19 protein-coding genes are annotated in these 21,912 nt (G+C 50.1%); 7 read left to right on the top strand and 12 right to left on the bottom strand.

Annotated elements, in window-relative coordinates; all coding sequences use genetic code 11:
- Window positions 1-46: 46 nt before the first annotated feature.
- From C6P39_RS18140 to C6P39_RS18120, 5 genes are read right to left on the bottom strand one after another with little or no spacing between them, the layout of a single operon-like run.
- Window positions 47-1,258 (bottom strand): hypothetical protein, encoded by a 1,212-nt coding sequence (locus C6P39_RS18140; protein ID WP_104804724.1) that lies wholly within the window; start codon window positions 1,256-1,258, stop codon window positions 47-49.
- Window positions 1,255-2,937 (bottom strand): HlyD family efflux transporter periplasmic adaptor subunit, encoded by a 1,683-nt coding sequence (locus C6P39_RS18135; protein WP_104804723.1) that lies wholly within the window; start codon window positions 2,935-2,937, stop codon window positions 1,255-1,257. Before C6P39_RS18135 ends, C6P39_RS18140 begins: the two co-directional genes overlap by 4 nt.
- 10 nt (window positions 2,938-2,947) lie before the next feature.
- Window positions 2,948-3,784, bottom strand: coding sequence for a carbohydrate ABC transporter permease (locus tag C6P39_RS18130; protein WP_095170910.1), 837 nt, complete (start codon window positions 3,782-3,784; stop codon window positions 2,948-2,950).
- A gap of 6 nt (window positions 3,785-3,790) precedes the next feature.
- Window positions 3,791-4,660 carry a carbohydrate ABC transporter permease gene (locus C6P39_RS18125; RefSeq protein ID WP_095170912.1) on the bottom strand — a complete coding sequence of 290 codons (870 nt, stop codon included), beginning with the start codon at window positions 4,658-4,660 and terminating at the stop codon, window positions 3,791-3,793.
- A gap of 13 nt (window positions 4,661-4,673) precedes the next feature.
- Entirely contained in the window at window positions 4,674-6,956 is a 2,283-nt protein-coding gene (locus C6P39_RS18120; protein ID WP_158661613.1) for an ABC transporter substrate-binding protein, read from the bottom strand.
- A gap of 154 nt (window positions 6,957-7,110) precedes the next feature.
- Between C6P39_RS18120 and C6P39_RS18115 the strand changes: the two genes are divergently transcribed.
- The 3 genes from C6P39_RS18115 to C6P39_RS18105 all read left to right on the top strand — a co-directional run bounded on the left by C6P39_RS18115 (window position 7,111) and on the right by C6P39_RS18105 (window position 9,721).
- Window positions 7,111-7,791, top strand: a complete 681-nt coding sequence (locus C6P39_RS18115; protein ID WP_095170917.1) for a response regulator transcription factor — start codon at window positions 7,111-7,113, stop codon at window positions 7,789-7,791.
- Complete coding sequence (locus C6P39_RS18110) at window positions 7,784-9,118, top strand: sensor histidine kinase (protein WP_104804721.1); 1,335 nt, start codon at window positions 7,784-7,786, stop codon at window positions 9,116-9,118. The genes C6P39_RS18115 and C6P39_RS18110 overlap by 8 nt, the downstream gene beginning before the upstream one ends.
- 120 nt (window positions 9,119-9,238) lie before the next feature.
- The gene (locus C6P39_RS18105) at window positions 9,239-9,721 is read left to right on the top strand and encodes an S-ribosylhomocysteine lyase (RefSeq protein ID WP_095170921.1); all 483 of its coding nucleotides are present in this window, start codon (window positions 9,239-9,241) and stop codon (window positions 9,719-9,721) included.
- A gap of 49 nt (window positions 9,722-9,770) precedes the next feature.
- Here C6P39_RS18105 and C6P39_RS18100 read toward each other — a convergent pair whose 3' ends face one another.
- Window positions 9,771-10,655: a GGDEF domain-containing protein gene (locus tag C6P39_RS18100; protein ID WP_104804720.1), complete on the bottom strand. Its 885-nt coding sequence runs from the start codon at window positions 10,653-10,655 to the stop codon at window positions 9,771-9,773.
- Between the two features lie 279 nt (window positions 10,656-10,934).
- Here C6P39_RS18100 and C6P39_RS18095 point away from each other — a divergent pair, with 279 nt between their 5' ends.
- On the top strand, window positions 10,935-11,246 hold the full coding sequence (locus C6P39_RS18095) for a helix-turn-helix domain-containing protein (RefSeq protein WP_095170927.1): 312 nt from the start codon (window positions 10,935-10,937) through the stop codon (window positions 11,244-11,246).
- A 44-nt stretch (window positions 11,247-11,290) separates the two neighbouring features.
- On the opposite strand, the gene yqeC is transcribed toward C6P39_RS18095, so the two are convergent.
- The 6 genes from yqeC to C6P39_RS18065 form a co-directional block, all read right to left on the bottom strand.
- Complete coding sequence (gene yqeC, locus C6P39_RS18090; protein WP_095170929.1) at window positions 11,291-12,643, bottom strand: selenium cofactor biosynthesis protein YqeC; 1,353 nt, start codon at window positions 12,641-12,643, stop codon at window positions 11,291-11,293.
- Window positions 12,640-13,455, bottom strand: coding sequence for a selenium-dependent molybdenum cofactor biosynthesis protein YqeB (gene yqeB, locus C6P39_RS18085; protein ID WP_104804719.1), 816 nt, complete (start codon window positions 13,453-13,455; stop codon window positions 12,640-12,642). The genes yqeC and yqeB overlap by 4 nt, the downstream gene beginning before the upstream one ends.
- A gap of 33 nt (window positions 13,456-13,488) precedes the next feature.
- Entirely contained in the window at window positions 13,489-14,103 is a 615-nt protein-coding gene (gene yedF / locus C6P39_RS18080) for a sulfurtransferase-like selenium metabolism protein YedF (protein ID WP_104804718.1), read from the bottom strand.
- A gap of 47 nt (window positions 14,104-14,150) precedes the next feature.
- Complete coding sequence (gene hydA / locus C6P39_RS18075; RefSeq protein WP_104804717.1) at window positions 14,151-15,560, bottom strand: dihydropyrimidinase; 1,410 nt, start codon at window positions 15,558-15,560, stop codon at window positions 14,151-14,153.
- A 6-nt stretch (window positions 15,561-15,566) separates the two neighbouring features.
- On the bottom strand, window positions 15,567-18,137 hold the full coding sequence (xdh, locus tag C6P39_RS18070; protein WP_104805981.1) for a selenium-dependent xanthine dehydrogenase: 2,571 nt from the start codon (window positions 18,135-18,137) through the stop codon (window positions 15,567-15,569).
- A gap of 99 nt (window positions 18,138-18,236) precedes the next feature.
- Window positions 18,237-18,473, bottom strand: coding sequence for a DUF3343 domain-containing protein (locus C6P39_RS18065; RefSeq protein WP_104804716.1), 237 nt, complete (start codon window positions 18,471-18,473; stop codon window positions 18,237-18,239).
- A 186-nt stretch (window positions 18,474-18,659) separates the two neighbouring features.
- On the opposite strand from C6P39_RS18065, the gene C6P39_RS18060 reads away from it, so the two are divergent.
- The 3 genes from C6P39_RS18060 (at window position 18,660) to C6P39_RS18050 (ending at window position 21,852) form a co-directional block, all read left to right on the top strand.
- Window positions 18,660-19,316 carry a helix-turn-helix transcriptional regulator gene (locus C6P39_RS18060; protein ID WP_065542669.1) on the top strand — a complete coding sequence of 219 codons (657 nt, stop codon included), beginning with the start codon at window positions 18,660-18,662 and terminating at the stop codon, window positions 19,314-19,316.
- The gene (gene dpaL / locus C6P39_RS18055) at window positions 19,313-20,521 is read left to right on the top strand and encodes a diaminopropionate ammonia-lyase (RefSeq protein ID WP_095170939.1); all 1,209 of its coding nucleotides are present in this window, start codon (window positions 19,313-19,315) and stop codon (window positions 20,519-20,521) included. Before C6P39_RS18060 ends, dpaL begins: the two co-directional genes overlap by 4 nt.
- A gap of 71 nt (window positions 20,522-20,592) precedes the next feature.
- A complete protein-coding gene (locus C6P39_RS18050; RefSeq protein ID WP_095170941.1) occupies window positions 20,593-21,852 on the top strand; it encodes a YgeY family selenium metabolism-linked hydrolase in 1,260 nt (419 codons plus the stop codon).
- The last annotated feature ends 60 nt before the right edge of the window (window positions 21,853-21,912 follow it).

Below are 21,912 nucleotides of genomic sequence, written 5' to 3'. Positions count from 1 at the left end.
ATCGCCTGCCGGCATACATCCTTCTATCAAATATGTTAGTATCAAATTATCTTATTTTTATAGAACACCCGTTTTTATAGGACACCTGCATTCTTTGCGCCGCGTATTCTCCGACCAGCCAAAAGCAGGTCCCAAACCAGACACTCTTCTGTCCCACAAGCCAAAGAGCACTGTCACCTGCGAAACGGATGGTCCCCAGCAGCAAGATCCAGGAAAATAATATCCCTGCCACTGTTTCCCCTGCCCCTGCCTTTTTTTGTATCCTACATCTGACGGCATATAACCCCCAGGTCAAAATACAGTATTTCAGACAGGAAAAGAAGGGGCCGAGCACAAGAAAATCCAGGCTCGTCTTTTGGGTTTGAAGAAGCAGCTTGAAATTATCCCGAATCTGCTGCGTCATCTGTTTCCAGAACATAAAGTCTGACCACTTTGTGGGCACCACATCCCTGGTCAAGCCAAGAGGCTTCCAAAAAAGCATGAAAAACAGCACCGTCATCCATATCATCACTGCCCACAAGGCTGCTGTCCGTATCCGTCTGCCCCTCTGCGCTCTCATATTTCCTGCTAGCTGTCTTACCATTCTGACAAAGATCACCAGCGGAAGAAAGAACACCAGCAGCTTTGCACAGGCTGCAAAATACTTCCGCTCCTGTACCTTTCCCTGTATTCCGTGGCGCAGAAGAAATGTCTGCACCGGATCTTCCAGGGATTGGTCTTCCGTGTTCGCCCCATATGCTATGGTATCAAGGACACTGTCCCCCTCCTTGGCTGCCTGTACGGCTGCAGTCCGCTCCATCCCCCTTAAAAGCCCCCGAACGATCAAAATCCTTCCCCGGTAAAGTATCTCCTCCCCCATCACATTCTTGCTTCCGAACAATTTATAAGCCATGTCCTCAGACAGAAGGCAGCTCTCCCTGTCCTCCTCATACAGAGGCGCCGATGCCGGCAATAATCCCTGTGTCTCCCCCAGCACCTCAATGACAGAAGCCGTCTCCATTCTCCCCAGCTCTCTGTTTTCCAGATACTCTTCCTCCCTCTCCCCCAAAAAGGTGCAGGAGTCAGGAAACTCCTGTTTTTGTTCCTCCTGCCGGATAAACTCCGCCTCATCATACGTCCAGGTACCCTTCGTCTTTTTTACGGAAACCCCTTCGCTGTATTTCTCTGTACCGATCGCAGCGGCCTCTGCCAGGAACCAGCAGACAAGCAGCAGACCTAACACCACAAACCTGCAGACAGCACTTTTCCCGCCGCTCATGTTTCCCGCAGGCGCACTCTGCTGCCTGCATCAATGGTCCTGTCGGACTCTGTGATGATCCGGTCATCCGGCAAAAGACTGCTGCTGTCCAGCGCGGCGTAGGTACTGTTTTTATCCTTCACGACCACGTCTTTTCTGGTGGCTGTCAGTTCTGTGCCCAGAACTGTCTTCTTTTCCTCTGCGACCAGTACATAATATTTAGAATTCTCCATATGCAGGGCTTCCACAGGAATGCAGGTATCCTGTACCTTTTCCTTACGCATACTGGTCATTTTGGCTGCTGTCCCAATCTCCAGGGTATCAGCGGGAAGCAGGACCGTCACATTAAGTTTTGTCTTATCCTCCGCATCCGGTGTAATGCTCTCCACTTCCAGATTTTCAATATCCTTTTGGCCGTCCGCAGGGGACAGTCTGACCGGATCTTTTCTGGCTATATATTTTTCCTGACTCTTATCTATCTGCATTACAAATCTGCACCCTGAACTTAAATCTGCCAGTGTCATAAGCGCCGTATCAGGCGTATGATCACCCGCTGAAACCTTCAGTTCCGTCACCACACCCTTCACCGGCGATAAGATCTGACCCTGATCCTCCTTCAGTTTTTCCAGCTTTTCCAGGCTTTTCTTCTTCGCATCCAGATCCAGGTTATTTATCTTCTCCGTGCTGTCACTGCCCTCAGCAGCCCCTGCATCCTCCAACGCTCTGCCGGCCTGTATCTCCCCGTCTTCTTTCGCCTTACCGGCTTCCTCGCAGGCCTGCCTTTTTGCTTCTATATCAGCCAAAAGCTGTGCTTCCTGCTCTTTGGCACTCTGTTCCCCTGCTGCCTGTTTACTGCTTTCGGCCTCCGCAAGAGCGCTCTGGGCCTCTGAAAGGGCCTGGGATGCCTCCTGTAATACCTGTTGTGCATCTGTAAGGTCTTGGGCATTCGCCTGCTCCACTCGTGCCCTGATCTCTTCCTTCTGTGCTTCCGTCAAAGGACCGTTTTCTTCCTCCGCCAGACGGATCTCTTTTAAGACCTCCTCCTCCGTCTTCTCTAACAGGGCATCTATCCGTGCCTGTATTTTAGAGAGTTCTTCCTCCCGCTCTTTGCACAACTGCTGCAGTGTTTGGACAGTCAGATCCTCGCCGCCGCTTTCTCCCTGCTGCGCCTGATAGAATTCTTCCAGCTTTTCCTCCGCCTCTGCAAGTGCTGCCTGCGCCTGGGCCAGCCGGTTCCCCCCTTCGGTCTCTGCCCGCTCATAATCCTCCCGGGCCCTTTGGGCCTGTACCGATTTTTTCTGTTGTTCTGCTTTCTTCTTGCTGTCCAAATCCTGATTGTTAAGTTCCAGCTTTTTTATCTCCGCTTTCAGGTTTTCTATCTGTTCCTCAATGTCTTCCATCCTGAGCTGCATGAGAAGCTCCCCTTCTTCCACCTGCCTCCCCGGAACAGCAAACAGTGTCTCCACCATAATACCCGGTTCCGTGCTTATTGCCCTCTCCAGATTCTCCTTCACAATCCCGTCACCCTCCACGGTATGTTCGATCACTTTTGAGGAGATTTTTTCCACATCCACCTGCGCTACCGTCACACTGTCGGCAGCTCTTGATATAACAGTAAATGCCGTCATCATTACCAGGAATATGGTCAGCATAAAAAATGCTTTCTGTCTCAGGCTTTTCATCCCTTTTGATCGTATCATCTCTCCACCTCTATTCCTTCACCGCCGCTGCCACAATCCCCTGCTCCAGATAATCCTGTCCGCCCAGGAAAATAAAAAGAGCCGGCAGAAGCACCACCACAGAAGCCGCAAACGCCCCGGGTGCTTCCAAAAGCCCGATATCCGGCAGATACAGGGAAAGAGGCCACAGCTCTTTGTTCTTCAAAAATGTAAGGGGCTGTTCAATGAGATTCCAGCATTCCAGAAATCCCAGCACCAGAGCAGAACAAATACCTCCGGACCCCAGGGGAATCCCCATATACAGAAATATCTTCCCTTCGCCTGCCCCGTCTATCCTGGCGGATTCTACCACAGCCTCCGGTATGCCGGTAAAAAACCGGTACATAATGAATACCGGAAATGTGGAAAATGCCCCCGGAAGGATCACTGCCCAAAGCGTATCCATAAGCCCCAGCCGGTCCAGCACCAGGTAATTAGAAAGCATGGTCACCTGAAACGGCATCATCATCAGTGTTATATATACCGTGAACACCGGCTTCTTAAGCGGAAAATCATATCTGGCAAATGCCCACGCCGCAGGCACTCCCACCAGTATCTGTCCCAGAAGGATTCCCGCTGTGACGCGTATGGAATTCCAAAACATAACAAAATATCCCGGAGAATCCAGCAGCAGCTCAACATAGGCCCGCAGTGTGGGGTACATGGGAAACAGACGAAAGGTTGCATATCCCTCCCCTTTTGCCAGGACCGGCGACAGATACCCGGCCAGCTCCTGCTTTCCCATCAGGGAACCAGCCAGAAGAAACAGCACCGGATACGCTGCCAGCAGTGCAAATATCCCTAAAATCACAAATATAACTTTTTTCATTCCCAGTCATTCCTCTCTGCCCCAGGCCCTCTGCAGAAGCAGGATCAGTACCATAACTGCCAGAAATGTCATAACTGCCCCTGCTGCCATCTTGTCAAGTGAAAGCTCCCGAAACCAGTTATTAAATACATGCTGCAGCAGATACATGCTGTCATGGGGATAATCCCCTGCCACCAGGTACGCTTCACGGAACACTTTAAAAGAGTTCAGAAAAGAGAGCACTGTGATGGTATACAAAACAGGAAGCAGATTCGGCAGTGTGATCCTGAAGAAGCAGTCCAGACTGCCGGCACCGTCCACTTTCGCGGCTTCATACAGGTTTTCCGGTATCGCGGCAAGCCCTGCACTCCACAAAATGATATCATAGCCCATATTTTTCCACAGATAGCTGACGACCAATACCCAGAACGCGGCACTGCTGTTCATCCAGTCCTGCGGCGATAGGTGTACCATACTGCAAAAAGCACTCAAAAACCCATTGTTATGAAATAAAAACTTCCACAAAAGCACAATGGATGCCACCGGAATCGCCATGGGGATCAGATAAAAATTTTTCAGTATCCTCCCCTTTTTTCCAACTCCTGAAAGCAGCACCGCAACCCCCAGTGAAAGCAGTAATAAAAGAGGAATACAGATAAAAGCAAACCGCATAGTGTTCTTCACTGCCAGTAAAAAGGCGGAATTGCGAAACAATTCCAGATAATTTCCGATTCCTTTGAACTCTATCCCCATGGCATCCAGAAAGGAGCGTCTGATCACATCCGCAAAAGGTATCAGGACAAACAGCGCAACACCTCCAAGGCTTGGCAGCAAAAATGCTGCCGCCGCCCTGTTTTGTTTCTTTCTTCCTGTTGTCATTCTGTTATGACGCCTCATCGCCTGCTCCCCTTTACTCAGCCAGATAGAGATTCACCTTCTGTATGATATTACTGCAGGCCTCATCCAGGCTCAGGCTCTCATTCAGGTATTTGTCTCCCTGCTCTTTTACCGCATTCCAGATAGTGTCATCTGTGGAGGCCGGAATTTCAGCTTTTTCCAAAAGTGATCTCAGCTTATCCAGTTCTTCCTCCTCAGGCCAGCTCATATTCAAAGACGGCATATTTCCCGAATCGCCTGACATGGTAATGGAAGTACCGCCCCCGTCTCCTCCGTATGTTTGTTCTCCAAGCTCCAGTACCTTCTCATAACCCTTCCGGTTAATGGGGAAAGCCGTACTTAATGTACTCTGTACTTCCTCTCCCAGCAGTACCTTCAAAAAGTCCGCTGCCAGCTCTTTCTCGTTACTTTTGCTGCTGATCCCCACATTTCGATAGGGAAGATATACACTTTTTCCTTCGGATTTCATTTCTGTATAATCCAGATCAAAGGCATCGTTCACACCCAGGATCTCTACAAGCTGCCCCACTGAGCCAATCCAGCCTGCACCTGCTTTCGATGTCTGGTTCAGCAGTCCCATGGCCTGCAGACGCAGTCCGTCAAGACCGGACACCATACCATCTGCTGCACTGAAATACCCGATGGGATTTTCCTGCTCCTCCTGGGTAACCGGTTCCCCGTAAATGGTTTTCATGTTTTCCAGGAATGCTCTCAAAGCCTCTTCATCCAGGGTACCGTCCTCTTTTTTCATAGTTGTGCTCTCCAGATGATAGAAGATCTGCAGAAGCATTTCCGAATCTGTGGGTATCATAACACGCCCGATATCCGGATTTTCCTCTCTTATGCTGCTGATCTTCTCTGCCAATGCCTTCAGACTTTCCGCTGCATTTACAAAAGACTCCTCTCCCTGGACTGCCGGGATCAAAAAGCCCAGGGGAACCGCATAAATCTTATCATCCTTCTCATAGGTCTTCATGATGTTCTCAAACAATCCGTCTTCCTGTTCGGCTGACTCCACCGTATCCGTTATATCCTCCAGAAGTCCCTTTTGGATATAATTCTCTACAGGCATTCCGTCCAGGATCAAAATATCCGGTCCCTTGCCCGCCATAATATCTGTATTCAACGTGCGGAGTGCATCGGAAACCGTAACGGAGTCCTCACCACTCGTACCTATTTCCAAATCCACATAAACATCGGGGTTCTGACTCTGGTATACGGAAATCGCCTGTCTCAGCACAGGGCAGTCCTCCAGGGAATATACCTTGATCTCCTTCTCCGGCACGGAAGATGTATCTGCGGAGTAAGTATAGCGGTAAATCTTGTACTCGGTATCTATGGAACATGCCACAAGGAAACTGTCATCCTCCATAACTGCCAGAGATATGAGCATAGCTTTGGGATTTCCTATGGAAGCAAGACTTCCATTGACCGCCTGTTCCACCACGGTACCGCCAAAAACATGTCTGTAAATACCGCTCTCGGCACAGTAAAACAGCGTATCCTCCTCTTTCCCACACCCAAAGACCACACTGTTCCTTAATTTCTTCTGCTCACTCTCCAAATCTTTCAAAAGCTGGTCAGAGAGCGTTTTATCCGCTTCCACGGATTCCCCGGTATTCATATCGTAGGCTTTCAGTTCCTTGTCCGTAAGAAGCAGAAGTGTATTCCCCATATCCGTTACCTGTTGAATATTATCACTTAATTCCATTGTCTGTTCCACATGTCCGCTGTCCGGATCGATCACACACACCGTTCCATAGGAATATGTGGCGATCAGTTTCTTACCTTCAGAAAATCTCAGCCCGGTGATGCTTTTCATATTGTCTGTTTCTTCCACGTCAAGTGTCAGATCCTGCAGTTCTCCTCCCTTTTTTGCATATAAGAGAGAAAAGCTCTGGGATGTGATCACTTCTGCCGCTTCCTTCATGGCAGAAACAGCAATGTCACCGTTCCCGCTGATACAGGCCCAGTCTATAAAAGCACAATTAGAAAGCTTGAGTCCTTCGGGCAGGATATCTTCCTCCCAGCTTTTTCCTGAATCCTTTGACTTCCACAGATAGCGCTCCCCTGTCTCCTTATCCTCTGTAAAAAGCGACAGGCTGTTGTCATCCAGCCTCTCCATTGCCAGGATCTTACCTGTGTTCTCGGGGAGGGCTATCTCCTCCTCCAGATAACGTCCCATAGCGCCCTCTGCGCTCTTATCCTCACTTTGTTTCCCGCATCCTGCAAGGCCTGCCACAGTAATGGCAATAGCCGCTGTCAGGCATACTGCTTTTTTTATGTATCGATTCATGTTTCTCCTCCTGTCTTTCATTTGCGTTTATCTTATCATTGCATTCTCTAAACATTCTCTAAGATCATCTCTAATTTTTCTTGCATTTTTAGAGATAACTTAAAGATTCCTGTGTTATACTTCTAATAAACAAAAAGCCGGAGGATATTTTCTCATGAGAATTTTAATAATAGAAGATGACCGTAAACTTTGTGACTCCCTGAAATTCCAACTGGAAAAGGAAGGGCTTCTCACTGATTTGTGTTATGACGGGGAGGACGGGCTGGATTATATCCGGCAGCGCACCCACGACCTGGTCCTCCTGGACCGGATGCTTCCCTCCATGGACGGGCTTACCATCCTGGAGAAAATGCGCTCGGAAGGCATTTCCACACCTGTGATTTTAGTGACAGCACTGGGAGAGCTTTCAGATAAGATCACGGGGCTTAACCAGGGAGCTGACGATTATCTGGTCAAACCTTATGACTTTCAGGAACTTCTGGCACGTATCCGCTGTATCACCCGCCGCCCGGGTAATCTGGAGATGTCCGGGGATATCACACTTGGAGATGTCACTTACCACCCCGCCCAGAAACAGCTTCTCTGCGGTTCCAAGACTCTGGTCTTATCCAAACGCGAGGGCGCGCTTCTGGAGTTCCTTCTCAGAAATCCGGGCCAGACCCTTCCCCGCCTCACAATCCTCTCCCGCGTGTGGGGCCCCAATGCGGAGGTGGAGGAAGGCAATCTTGACAACTATATCCATTTTATCCGCCGCCGTCTCCGGACTGTGGGAAGCACCCTTACCCTGCGCACGGTCCGGGGGATCGGCTACTGTCTGGAGGTGAGCCATGATTAAAACAGAAGGCGGACCGTCTCACCCACCCTTGTTCCGTAAAATGCGCCTCCGTCTCACTTTGCTCTGTCTGACTGTCACAGGCCTCATTCTGGCTGGCGCCACCTGCCTGTGTCTCTATTTTTCCGAGTCCGGGATCGCAAAGAATGGAAGCACTTCCTTTACCAACAGTTTAAATTCCATTCTCACACATCTGGAAAGCCAAAATACCATCACACTCCAGTGGATCGCCGGCATAGAACAAAACCATACTACGGTCCTCTCGCTGTATGACAACGGCAAACCTCTTTTCTATCAGGAGCTGCGCAGAACCCAGGAGGAAAAGAATGCCATATCCCTGGCAAAAGAGACGGCTTCCGTCAAATATGGGCTGGATCTGGATGCAGCAGATGCCTCCTCCCTTCTGTCAAAACATGTGGAATTTCGCTTTAAAACCAATGACAGGAAAGAATATTATGCCTCTGTGGTACTGCTGCCTAAGGCCAACGGCCATTTAAGCGCTGTTATCCTTCAATCTCTGGATGCCCAGAAGCACCAGATTTACGGACAGCGTTTTGTCTTTTTAGGTGCGGATACCGCAGCACTGCTCCTGCTTGCCGTCTTTTTCTGGTTTTTCACAGGCAAAACCCTGGCACCGCTGGAGGAAAACCGCAGACAGCAGGCCCAGTTTATTGCTTCCGCCTCCCATGAACTCCGCTCCCCTTTGTCTGTGATGCTCTCCTGTCTGACTGCCTCCCAAAAAGCAGCCCCCAAGGAGGCCGCACGCTTTACAGAGACCATCCAGCTTGAAGGGAAACGCATGTCCCGCCTGATCGACGATATGCTGCAGCTCGCCGGCGCAGATGCCTGTTCCTGGACTCTCATGCCCGCACCGCTCCCGCCTGATACCCTGCTTCTGGATACTTATGAAAAATACGAATATCTGGCCAGGGAAAAGGGACTGACACTCCGGATCCGTCTGCCTGAGGAGGAATGCCCTTTGGTCCTCTGTGACGAGGAACGGATCGCTCAGGTGCTCTCCATCCTTATGGACAATGCTCTGAGCTATACACCTTCCACTGGTCACATTACGCTGTCCCTGTCCTTTACCGCCAGCCATGTCTCCCTGTCTGTTGCCGATGACGGCCCCGGCATTCCCGACCCCGCCAAAAAGCAGGTATTCCAGCGCTTTTTCCGGCAGGATAAAGCCCATACCAGCAAGGAACATTTTGGCCTGGGGCTCAGTATAGCCAGGGAGATTGTAAAAATACACAAAGGAAGGCTGGTTCTGTCCGACACACCGGGCGGAGGGGCAACCTTTACTATTATTTTAAAGACAGCACCGGTTTGATTCTGCTTGCATCCTGTTATCATACGGATTATAATTGTTTTACCGGCAGACAAGCCGCAGCAGAATAACCCCCAGCGCACCGCTGCGGGAAATGAAAAAACAAGAAAAAGGAGAAACGTAATGGAGAAAATAGCAAGCTTTACCATTGACCATATAAAGCTGCAGCCGGGCATCTATGTATCCCGAAAAGATCATGTTGGACAGGAAGTGATCACCACATTTGACATCCGCATGACTTCCCCCAACGAGGAACCGGTCATGAACACTGCGGAGGTACACACCATTGAACATCTGGCAGCCACTTTCCTAAGAAATCACAGAGAATTCGGCAGCAAGATCATTTACTTTGGCCCCATGGGCTGCCGTACAGGTTTTTATCTACTGCTTTCGGGTGATTATGAATCCTCTGATATTGTAGGACTTTTAAAAGAAATGTTTGTATTTATCCGTGATTTCAGCGATGAGGTTCCAGGTGCTTCCCCAAAAGACTGCGGCAATTACCTGGATATGAATCTGGGTATGGCAAACTATCTGGCAAAAAAATATCTGGACCAGGTACTAAACCATATAGGCCCGGACCGTCTTGTATATCCCGAATCATGAGGGCAGTCCCTTTCGGCGCAGCAGCATTGCCCGAAAGGGATCTCTTTCTTCAAAATTCCCCCATCTCTTCACTGTAAAAACAATAGCTGTCCTTTCCTGACTCCTTTGCCTTATAAAGGGCCACATCCGCATATTTTCCTATAGAGTTCTTTTCTTCTGTATAATGCTTTGGATAAAAAGACACCCCCACAGACACGGAAAGCTGCATTCCATCAAACTCTTCCTTCCTTACATTCTCCAGGATTTTTATCAGGACAGGCTCTAATTGTTCCGCCCGGTCAATCCCCGGGAAGAACATACAGAATTCATCCCCCCCATACCTGGCAATAATGGTCCTTTTCGGAGTGTTTTCCGTGAGTATCTTTGCGATCTTCATCAGCACGATATCCCCGTAGGCGTGCCCTCTTGTATCATTGACCAGTTTGAAATTATCCACATCCATCAGGCAGTACGCGCCTGTTTTTTCGCCCTGCATGAAATAGGAAAATACAGCCCGTTCAAATGCCTGGCGGTTCAATAGGTTTGTCATGGCATCATGGGATGCCTGGTGCTGCATCTCCAGCTCATGGATCTTCTTTTCATGGATATCCAGAATGGCGCCCACGGCTCCGCCTGCTCCGTGGGGAAGCATCAGACTCATGGTAAACCAGCGGTATTCCCGGTTTCCCTCCGGCCGGAGCCGAAAATCACAGGTAATGTTTTCTCTCTTATTTACGGATGCGCTCCTGAGCGCCTCTATATTAAAATTCTGATAAAGGTATATCTTTTCTTCCTCATAAACATTGTCTATAATAAACTGTTCCAAAAAATCCTCATAATCGTACAGGACCCCGGCCTTCAGCTTTACCGACAGGGAACCTGTATGAAAAAATAGTATCTGGTTATTTTTTATGTCCACCTCAAAGATCACCGTATAAACCAAATCTTCCACCACCCTTCGTAATCACCGAATCGTAACGGTTCAGCCCTCACCGTCACAACGTTTTTTCGGTCAAAACCGGAAATGCGCAGGCCTGAGGAACAGATACCGAATATCTATTATATTACAACAATATAACACTATTGTAAACAATTATTGTTGGCTTATAATTTTATCCCTATTAAGGCATAATATAGTGCATATACTCGTAGAAGGTAAATCTGCACAGCATAAGAAATAGCATATGTCATGTCTTTTATGTTTTATGCAATGCTGCATATAGGGAGGATTTTTATGAATATCGGTGAAACTCTTGCACAGCTCCGCAAAGATAAACAGATAAGTGTCTATAAACTCTCTCAATTAAGTGATGTTTCCATTAACTATATCAGAAGAGTGGAAAAGGGCGAGAGTATTCCCAGCATAGAGATCCTTACTGCACTGCTGTCCCCTCTTGGGATTCATCTCTCGGAGTTTTTCAGGGAGGATGCCGATATTCTCTACCCATCATCTTATGAGGCGGAATTGGTCCGTCTGACCCGCCAGTTAAATGAGGAGCAGGCTATGGCTATACTTAATCTGGCAAAGCTTCTGGCACAAAAATGAGCAGAAAGTATGCTCTGCTGCACACTTTCTGCCCATTTTTTATCTTATCGTTCTGTTATCTCCAAAGACTGTCTGCTGTCGTAATCATGAAGCTGAATTTCTTCCCCCACATCACAGAGGAATACATCTTCCGGATGCTTTTTCAAAACTTTTTTGCCCCCTGTATCCCCCTCAAGACGCAGCAGCTCCGGAATATATGTCTCATGAAAGATCACCGGATTGCCTGTAGTGTCTCCCTTTGCCAGACACCCTATCTTCTTTCCGCTTTTCAAAAAGCCATCCAGAAAACGGTTCACCGTATCTGCCCGCAGATGGGGCTGGTCCGCCACAAAAAAGCAGTAAAAATCTTCTTCTTTTTCATCCGTGCCGCACACCCTCCTGCTCTCCCGGATCCCAAGTTTGAGTGAAGAGGAAATGCCAAGTACGCTCTCTTTATTTTCCACCGCGCAAAAACCTTTTTCCGCAGCATCCTCCAGTATGGTTCCATACCGGCTCACCACACAGACAGAGGCAATGTCCTTTCTGAGTCCTCTCAGGGTTTCCAGGACCTCCAATGGATACCGGTACATTGGCCTGCCGTCCAGTTCGTACAGAAGCTTGTTCTCCCCAAAACGCCTGGAAAAGCCTGCGGCAAGTAAGATCAAGTGGATTTGTCCGCGGCCTGCTGCCGGTAAGGAAGGTCTTCCAAATACAGGTACACTGGTATGCTCCCCCATTTCTGCCACTGCATTCCCGTCCTCCGTCTGGTTCAGCAGAATCATCTGCTCCGCACCCGGGAACCGTGTCTTAAGGGGCTGCACATACCCGGCCTCCAGCAGATATCCCGCAAGCCGGGGCGTCAGACACATACCGGATAAGCTTCCTTTACCTTCCATCTTTGCTTGGCAGACCAGCTTTTCTGCCTCCTCCATCCGGAAGCAGACTTCACCCAGAGGTTTCCCCATAGCCGGCATGCCTGCCAGGATCATAATATGGGTGGTCCCCTCAACGATCACCGGCTCATGGGAAGCCGGCACTTTAAAGGGATGGCGTCTGGACCCGTCGGCCTCTATGACAACCGCGTCAAAAAAAGGCAGCACTTCCTTAAAAACCGCCTGGGGCAAAGCCCGCATCTTCATCCCGCCCGGACCGGAGGTTCCGGCTGTCACCACCGGGGACTTCTCTGCGGCAGCTTTTATTTCTTCCGGGGATTTGTCGATGACCCCATTTCTTCCCAAAAAAGCCGGATGCTCCATATGTGTGGTGGTAGTGACCAGCACTTTTTTCCCTTCCCTGGCCAGTTCCTCAGCCAACAGATAAGCGCAGGTGGTCTTACCCCCTGCGCCCACAAGGGAGATCACCGGCTTCTTGGGCCATTTCCCTAAACTTTTCAGCATATCCAATAAACTTTTATTCACTTCAGTACACCCTTTTCAAAGGCACTCACCAGTTCCAGGACGCTGCCGGCAATACACCTGGCTTTATCTGAAATCATACGGCAGTGCGCCCGGGATTCCTCTCTGGGGTCCACATCCGCTGACTTAAAATGTTCTGTCACCCGGTATCCGTCCGGCAAAATGCCCCGGAGCACGCCGGAGATCACTGTGATCTGCGGACAGCGCTGTCCCTCCGGGGTTTCCACATAGCCCACCGGTGTCCCCGCTTCCACCCAGTCACCGATCGAGGCATTTGCCCGGAAAATACCGGCACAGTCCGAGTGGACCACCCGCTCTTTTCCATAGCCGCCAATCATACCCGGTACCCCTGTGTTTGGTATGGCACAGCCTTCATTCAGTATTCTGCCCAGATAGTGTCCCCGCTTTGTCTCAACCACATAATCCACATCACGTCCGGCCTCAAACCCCGGCCCAAGGGCAATGGTCAGCTCCGCCATATCCTTTCTGGTACCCAGATTCCGTTTTGCCAGAATGGCGTCTACCAGGATTTCCGGCTGCAGCGTATCAAGGGAGCTGCATACAGGGTCCACAAGCAGGACCGGGGACATGGGAGCAGCCAGCTCCAACGCTTCTTTGGCACTCCCCGCCTTTTGGCACACCATCCCCTCCACTTCTGCCTCCCCATCGTAAACAGCCTGGGAAAAAGCCACAAGCCTGCGGATTGCAGAAGGCCTGTCAGTCTCCAGTATGATGACAGGATACCCGCTTCTGCCAAGACGATGGATCGTTCCTGTTGCCAGGTCGCCGCCGCCTCTTACTACAATTGGTCTCATAATCCGTTCTCCTAACCTGCTTATACTACCGCTCTATGGGCGTATGATCTTAGAGGCGTCTGCCTGTTTTTCCACGATTTCATACATATTGGTCACTCTGCCCACAGCCAGTTGTTCCGTAATTCCGTAATGATTCAAACAAGTTCCGCAGGTGAGGATTTCCACGCCCTCCCTGTCAAGCTTTTTCAGATCCTCCAATGCCTCAGAGCCTTCACAGGACAGGTGCGCGCCTCCATTATATAACAGCACTGTCTCAGGAAGCTTTGGAAGCTGCGTCAGGGCATAGATAAATCCTTTCATCAGGATTTTCCCCAGCACCTCATCCCCGTTCCCCATCTCTTTTGAGGAGATGACCACAACAGTGTTATCCGCGGTAGGAACAAAACAGTTTACCGGAAATTCTGCCTCTGTCTGGTTTTCCTTTTCCTGGGTCACTGTAATTCTTACGCGGTATTCTTTTTCCCCCAGTTTTGTGGACGCGTACTCCGCCTTCTGTGATGCTGCCAGTTTGCGCAGATTTTCCACTGCCATCTCATTATCCGCTGTGATGAGGACTACATCTCCCCGGCTGCACGCATCCATGGCTTTTTTTGCTAATATGACCGGTTTTGGGCAGGCAAGCCCTTTTGCATCAATATTATGTTCCATGATCTCACCTTTTTAGTATTTTTTTACTGAGGTGCTGTATAGGTTTGTTACTGTTCACCAAACTGCACTTTTGCAGGGCTGTGGATAGCAACATATTTTTTTCTGGGCACATATCTGCCCGCTTTTTCTATCTGTACTGCACCCTTGTCTACTACAAGAGTACCATGCAAATAAACTTTGTCAATACATCCTTTTATTTTTGTTCCCTCAAAGGGGGCATAATCCATGGCATAATGCTGGGTGGAGGCTGTGATCACAGCCTCCTTTTCCGGATCCATCACAACTAAATCTGCTGTGCTCCCCGGCGCAATGCACCCCTTCTCCGGGTACATTCCGTACAGCTTCGCCGGATTTTCAGACAGGAAACGGCACATCTGTTCCAGAGAGATCCTGCCTTCCCTGACTCCATAGGTATAGAGAAGGGTTCCCCTTGTCTCCACACCCGGCATACCGTTTGGTATTTTTGTAAAGTCTTCTTTTCCCATGGCTTTCTGCTTCGTGGTAAAACTGCAGTGGTCTGTGGAAACGGTCTGTATCCGCTCCTCTTTCAAAGCTTTCCAAAGGCATTCCTGATCTTCTTTTTTCCTGAGGGGAGGTGATATCACATACTTTGCCGCCTCCGCGCCCCCCTGTTCATAGAGGCTGTCATCCATGAGCAGGTATTGAGGGCAGGTCTCTGCGTACACTTCCTGTCCTCTGGCTCTGGCCTCCTCAATTTCCCGGCAGGCCTCCTTACAGGTCAGATGTACCACAATGATGGGTGTGCCTGCCGTCTGTGCAGTCACAAGCAGACGGTGTACAGCCTCAGCCTCAAGCTGGGCCGGACGTACCTTGGGATGTGTATCAGCATCCAGTCTGCCCTGTGCTTTTGCCTCCCGTATCAGGGCGTCGATCACATCTGCGTTCTCACAGTGCACGCCTGCGATTCCGCCCATGTCCTTCAGCCGTTTCAGCACTTCGTATATTTCACCGTCATTCAGCTTCATGGCGGGATATGTCATATACAGTTTAAACGTAGTCACACCTGCTGCGATCATATCTTCAATCTGGGCAAAGGTCTCCTCATTCCAGTCTGAGATGGCCATATGAAACCCGTAATCACAGGAGGCTTTCCCATCCGCTTTTTGGTGCCAGTTGGCAAGCGCCTCCCCCAGAGTCTCCCCTTTATTCTGTGTGGCAAAGTCAACAATGGTGGTGGTTCCCCCGGCTATGGCCGCAAGGGTTCCGCTGGCAAAGTCATCTGCTGTCACAGTCCCGGACACCTCCAGGTCAAAGTGTGTATGTGCGTCGATGAATCCGGGAAACACCAGTTTTCCTTCCAGATCCAGGATTTCATCTGCTTCCTCCGGGGATATGTTCTCTTCCACTCTGCATATGGTCTCCCCGTCCACGAGAATATCCTTTTTCCCGCTCTCCTGTCCGTTCACAACCGTTCCATTCTGTAAAAGCAGTTTCATATGACCTCACCCTTTCTTCTTTTCTTTCCTGTAAAATGTATTTTCCAGGGGCAGTTTTCTCCGTTCCACTCCATCCAGCCTGTAATAAGCATGGGCACAGGCAGGTGCTGTGGGTACTGTGGAGATCTCCCCTACACCCTTTGCGCCGTAAGCTTCTGTCAGCACATTGGGAGAAGTCACCAGTATAGACTTGATGTCCGGTGTGGCTGTTGCCCTGAATAGACCCAGTTTTCCGTAACTCAGCACAGGTCTTCCGTCTACCATTGGGAAGTCCTCCGTAAACGCATACCCCAGACCCATGACTACGCCGCCTTCCACCTGTCCTTCACAGGACTGGACATTGATCACAGTTCCCACATCATGAGCTGCCACCACCTCAGTCACTTTTCCACTCTCATCCAGGATCACCACCTGGGTTGCATATCCATAAGCAATATGGCTTACCGGATGCTTTTTCGGGGAACCCATGGCATCTGTCTCCCCTGTGTACTCCGCATAAAATTCCCGTCCTTCCAGCTCCTTTAGAGACTTCTTTTCCAGCAGGGCCTCTCTTAGTTTAAGCGCAGCTCTCCGTGTGGCTTCCCCTGTAAAAAGAGTCTGCCTGGATGCCGTACTGGTACCGGAATCTGGTGTGTCTATGGTATTTGCCATCTTATGTATCACCCGGTCAGGTCTCAGCCCTGTGGTTTCACAGACGATCTGTATTGCCACTGTTCCCACGCCCTGCCCCATACAGGCGGCTGAGGTGAGTACCTCCGCTTTCCCGTCCCGGATTCTCAGGTTACACCGGCCTACATCCGGGTTTCCCACACCAATTCCGCTGTTTTTCATGCAGGAAGCGATCCCCGCGTAGGGATGGGCATCATAAATATCCTTTACCGCTTCCAGCGTCTGCGCCAGTGCACAGTCCACAGTGGCGATCTGGCCGTTTGGCAGAGTCTGCCCCGGACGGATCGCATTTCTGTAACGGATCTCCCACGGAGTAATACCCACCTGCTCCGCCAGCAGGTCCAGATTGAATTCCGTAGCAAAGCAGCTCTGGGTCACACCAAATCCCCTGTATGCGCCTGCAGGAATATTGTTCGTGTAGACGCCATACCCGATGATCTCCACATCCTGGTAATTATAAGGCCCTGCCGCATGGGTACAGGCCCGCTCCAGCACCGGGCTTCCCAGAGAAGCATAGGCCCCTGTATCCGCGTAGATCACGGCTTTCATTCCTGTCAAATATCCGTTTTCATCACAGGCCGTAGTGAAATCCATCTCCATGGCATGGCGCTTCACATGGCACATAAGGCTCTCCGCCCTGGAAAAACGGACTTTAACCGGGCGTTTCAGCAGCCAGGCACACAGGGCCGCATGGTGCTGTACACTCATGTCCTCCTTGCCCCCAAAACCGCCGCCTACCAGCATGGATTCCACCTTGACTTTCTCCGGGGGAATCTGCAGGATACCGGATATCTCCCTCTGCTCGTCATAGACCGACTGGCCTGAAGTGTACAGATGTACTCCGTCCTCACCCTCCGGAAAGGCAACGGCACACTCCGGTTCCATGAACGCATGGTCTGTAAAGGGCAGGCTGTAATGGCGTGTCACTACATATTTGGAGTTTCTGATGGCGGCGTCTGCATCACCCCGGATACATTGCTTTTTAGCCAGCAGATTTCCCTCCTCATGTACCTTAGGCGCGTCTTCTTCCAGCGCCCTTCTGGGATCTGTCACCGGCTGCAGTTCTTCTGCATCCACTTCGATCAGACTTAACACTTCATTCAGGTTCTCCCTGCGGTTCACCACTGCAAGCGCCAGCGCATCCCCCACATATCTGGTGATTCCGCCTTCCGGGATCATCACGTCCCAGTCTTTTTTAATATGACCGCAGATATTCTCCGGCACATCTTTTGCCGTATAGACAGCCACACAGTCAGGGTGAGCCAGTGCCTTTCCTATATTAATATGATTGATCCGGCATCTGGGATAAGGGGAGCGCAGTGCCTTTGCATAAGCCATATCCGGCAGTACAATATCATCCACATATCTGCCTGTACCTCGAACCTTTTCCTCTGCATCTACGCGTTTGAACCTGCGTGTGATACCGCCCTCCGCTTCCTCTCCGGGAATCTCACGTTTTTCCCTGAAAAAGTCTGCTGCCATGAGAATGGCCTCCTCTATCTTTTTATATCCGGTACAGCGGCAGATGTTGCCGTGGATCGCTTTCTTCACATCCTGTCTGGTTGGATTCTGGTTTACATCCAGCAGAGCCTTGGCAGAGATGATCATGCCCGGAATACAAAAACCGCACTGTACAGCCCCTGCCTCAGCAAAACAGTGTACATACACTTTCATCTCCTCTTCCGGGATTCCTTCCACTGTAGTCACATGCCTGCCGTCCACTTTGGACAGCTTGACTACACAGGCCTTCATCTTTTTCCCATCCACCAGAACCGTGCAGGTTCCGCAGGCCCCCTCACTGCATCCTTCCTTGACGGCTGTAAGTCCCAGTTCATCCCTGAGATAGTCCAGAAGCCTGCCCTCCTTCTCACTCCTGTACTCTTTTCCATTAACATAGAACGTATACATAAAAACCTCCCATCCGGAACCACCCATATGGTTCCCCTTTCCTACACCAATACATAACGATCCAATCAGCCGGACCGTTGCCGGGTATCCGTCCATACCTTACACCAATACTTCATAAATACCCTCGTACAGGACTCCGTGTTCCTGCATCATTTTCTCCGTTCTCTCTTTCTCCTGAACCTCCGTACACCAGGACAGGCCGCATCCGGCTGACACTGCTCTCGGCAGCGGGATCAAACGCCCGGGAAGTCCCTGTTCCCTGCACATCTTTTCCATCCCCATGGCCCTGGTCGTGGTTCCGAACGTAACCACCATCTTTAATGTTCTCTCTCTCATATTCATGCCTTCCTTGATATCCTAACTATAACACCTGCAGACCCTTATTTCAAGGGATTGGACGCACTTTTTCAAAAAATATTTAGATAACCTAAAAATTTTTGTAAAAACCTCTTGCAATCTCAAAAAAGTATGCTATGATGGAATTAACAAGAAAAAGAAAACCTGTCAGAAAGGAGCTTTCTTATGGGCAGATTAAAATTACTGAAACAAGTGGCCGCCGGCCTTGCCAGACAGTTCGGACCGGACTGTGAGATCGTGATCCACGACTTAAAGACCCAGGACCTGGAACACTCCATTGTCTATCTGGAAAACGGCCATGTCTCCGGCAGACAGTTAGGTGACGGCCCCTCAAACGTGGTACTGAAGGCATTAAAAGAAACTCACCCGGAGAATCTGACGGACAGGGCAGGCTACCTGACCCGGACAGCAGACGGAAGAGTTCTGAAGTCTTCCACCTTCTACATAAAAGATGAAACAGAGGAGCTTCACTACATTCTCGGTATTAATTATGATATTACCAAGCTCCTGACCTTAGAAGCTGCGATCCACAATCTGACTGATACCGACGAGGAGAAGGAAAAAGAAGCAGCTCCGGAAATCACACATAACGTAAATGACCTTCTGGACCATCTCATTGAAGAGTCCGTCAGTCTGGTAGGCAAACCGGTGGCGCTGATGACCAAGGAAGATAAAGTAAAGGCCATCCAGTTCTTAAACGACTCCGGCGCCTTCCTCATCACCAAATCCGGTGACAAGGTGGCAAATTATTTCGGCATTTCCAAATATACTTTATATAGCTATACCGATGTGAACAAAGAAAAGGGGGAAGAAAAAAAATGAAAGAAATCCAATGGGCAGAGAATAAAATGCCAAAGACGGCAGACACGTCTCTTCCGGTTATGTCACTGGAAAATGTAGCAAAAGCCAGAGCATTCCACGAAAGCTTTCCGCAGTACAGCAAAACACCGCTGGCAAAGCTTGATCACATGGCAGAACACCTGGGTCTTGGAGGGATCTTTGTAAAAGATGAATCCTACCGTTTCGGTCTGAATGCATTCAAAGTGCTGGGCGGTTCCTTTGCCATGGCTAACTACATTGCCAAACAGACCCACAGAGATGTAAGCGAACTGCCCTACGCAGTGCTCACCTCCGAGGAGCTGAGAAAAGAATTCGGGCAGGCCACTTTCTTCACAGCAACAGACGGCAATCACGGACGCGGCGTTGCCTGGGCTGCCAACAGACTGGGACAGAAATCCGTGGTCCTCATGCCAAAAGGCTCCACCAGGACCCGTCTTGAAAATATTCAAAAAGAAGGCGCAGACGCCACCATCACGGAAGTCAATTATGATGAATGTGTCCGCCGGGCCAATGCCATGGCGGAAAAAACACCCAACGGCGTCATGGTACAGGATACTGCATGGGATGGCTACGAGGAAATCCCTTCCTGGATCATGCAGGGATACGGAACCATGGCTTCTGAGGCTGATGAACAGCTCAGGGAATACGGCTGTGACCGCCCTACCCACATTTTCATCCAGGCAGGTGTAGGTTCCCTGGCAGGAGCGGTACAGGGGTATTTCGCTAACCGCTATCCGGATAACCCGCCTGTGGTTGTAGTGATGGAAGCAGATTCAGCTGCCTGCCTCTACAAAGGCGCCAAAGCAGCTGACGGTAATATCCGCATTGTGGACGGCGATATGCCCACCATCATGGCCGGGCTTGCCTGCGGAGAGCCAAACACCATCTCCTGGGATATCCTGAAAAACCACGTATCTGTCTTTACCTCTTGCCCGGACTGGGTATCTGCCAGAGGCATGCGCATGCTGGCAGCTCCCGTAAAAGGAGACCCACAGGTGACAAGCGGAGAATCCGGCGCTGTGGGCATGGGGCTTTTAAGTGCCATCATGGAACAGGATAAATACAGGGAACTGCGCAGTTTCCTGAAGCTGGATGAAACAGCAAAGGTACTCCTCTTCTCCACAGAAGGCGACACGGACCCGGAACGCTACAAAGAAATTGTGTGGGACGGGAAACAATATGATTGACGCCCTGCCGTCAGGGCCGGAAACAGGAAACTATTTTAAATGAATAATAAATGTATTGGGAGGATTTCATTATGGATTACGGTAAGATCAAAGAAGCAGCACAGGGTTACGAGCAGGCAATGACAAAGTTCTTAAGGGACCTGGTAAGGATTCCCGGTGAAAGCGTAGGCGAAGAAGGCCATGTAAAACGGATTGAACAGGAAATGAACGCCCTGGGATTCGATAAAGTTGTCATTGACCCCATGGGAAATATTTTGGGCTACATGGGAAGCGGGAAGACTCTCATCGGTTTTGACGCACATATCGATACGGTCGGGATCGGAAACCGCGACAACTGGGAGTTTGACCCTTATGAAGGCTTTGAGTCTGACACGGAAATCGGCGGACGTGGAACTTCCGACCAGCTGGGTGGTATTGTCTCTGCCGTGTACGGCGCCAAGATCATGAAAGACCAGGGACTTCTGGATGACCGCTACACCGTACTGGTAACCGGAACTGTCCAGGAGGAAGACTGTGACGGTCTGTGCTGGCAGTATATTGTAAACGAAGACAAAGTAAGACCTGAATTTGTTGTATCCACAGAACCTACAGACGGCGGCATCTACAGAGGACAGAGAGGCCGTATGGAAATCCGTGTGGATGTAACAGGCGTCTCCTGCCATGGCTCCGCACCGGAACGCGGTGACAATGCTATCTATAAAATGGCTGACATTCTCCAGGAAGTCCGTGACCTCAATGAAAATGACGCTGAGGATTCCACCGAGATCAAAGGTCTTGTGAAAATGCTGGATGAAAAATACAACAAAGAATGGAAAGAAGCCCGTTTCCTCGGCCGCGGTACCGTGACCACATCCGAGATCTTCTTCACATCCCCCAGCCGCTGCGCGGTTGCAGACTCATGTGCTATCTCTCTTGACCGCCGCATGACTGCAGGGGAAACCTGGGAAAGCTGTCTGGATGAGATCCGTGCCCTGCCGTCCGTGAAAAAACACGGTGCAAAAGTATCCATGTACAATTACGAACGCCCCTCCTGGACCGGACTTTCTTATCCTACAGAATGCTACTTCCCCACATGGGTCATTCCGGAGGATCACAAAGTGACAGAAGCTATGGCTGCCGCTTACACAGAACTGTACGGAGAACCCCGCATTGACAAATGGACCTTCTCCACCAACGGCGTTTCCATTATGGGCCGCTTCGGCATTCCGTGCATCGGCTTTGGCCCCGGCAAGGAGGCTCAGGCTCATGCCCCCAATGAGAAGACCTGGAAAGAAGATCTTGTGAGATGCGCTGCTGTGTATGCTGCTCTTCCGACTGAATACTGCAAATAATAGGAATTTATGTAACTATTCAGTACCCTCACAGTTACAGGCAAAAATCCATGCAGAATC

Origin of the sequence: Blautia marasmi, from assembly GCF_900258535.1 — a bacterium.
Taxonomy (GTDB): domain Bacteria; phylum Bacillota; class Clostridia; order Lachnospirales; family Lachnospiraceae; genus Blautia; species Blautia hominis.
This window is presented reverse-complemented; position numbering and strand designations above follow the sequence as displayed.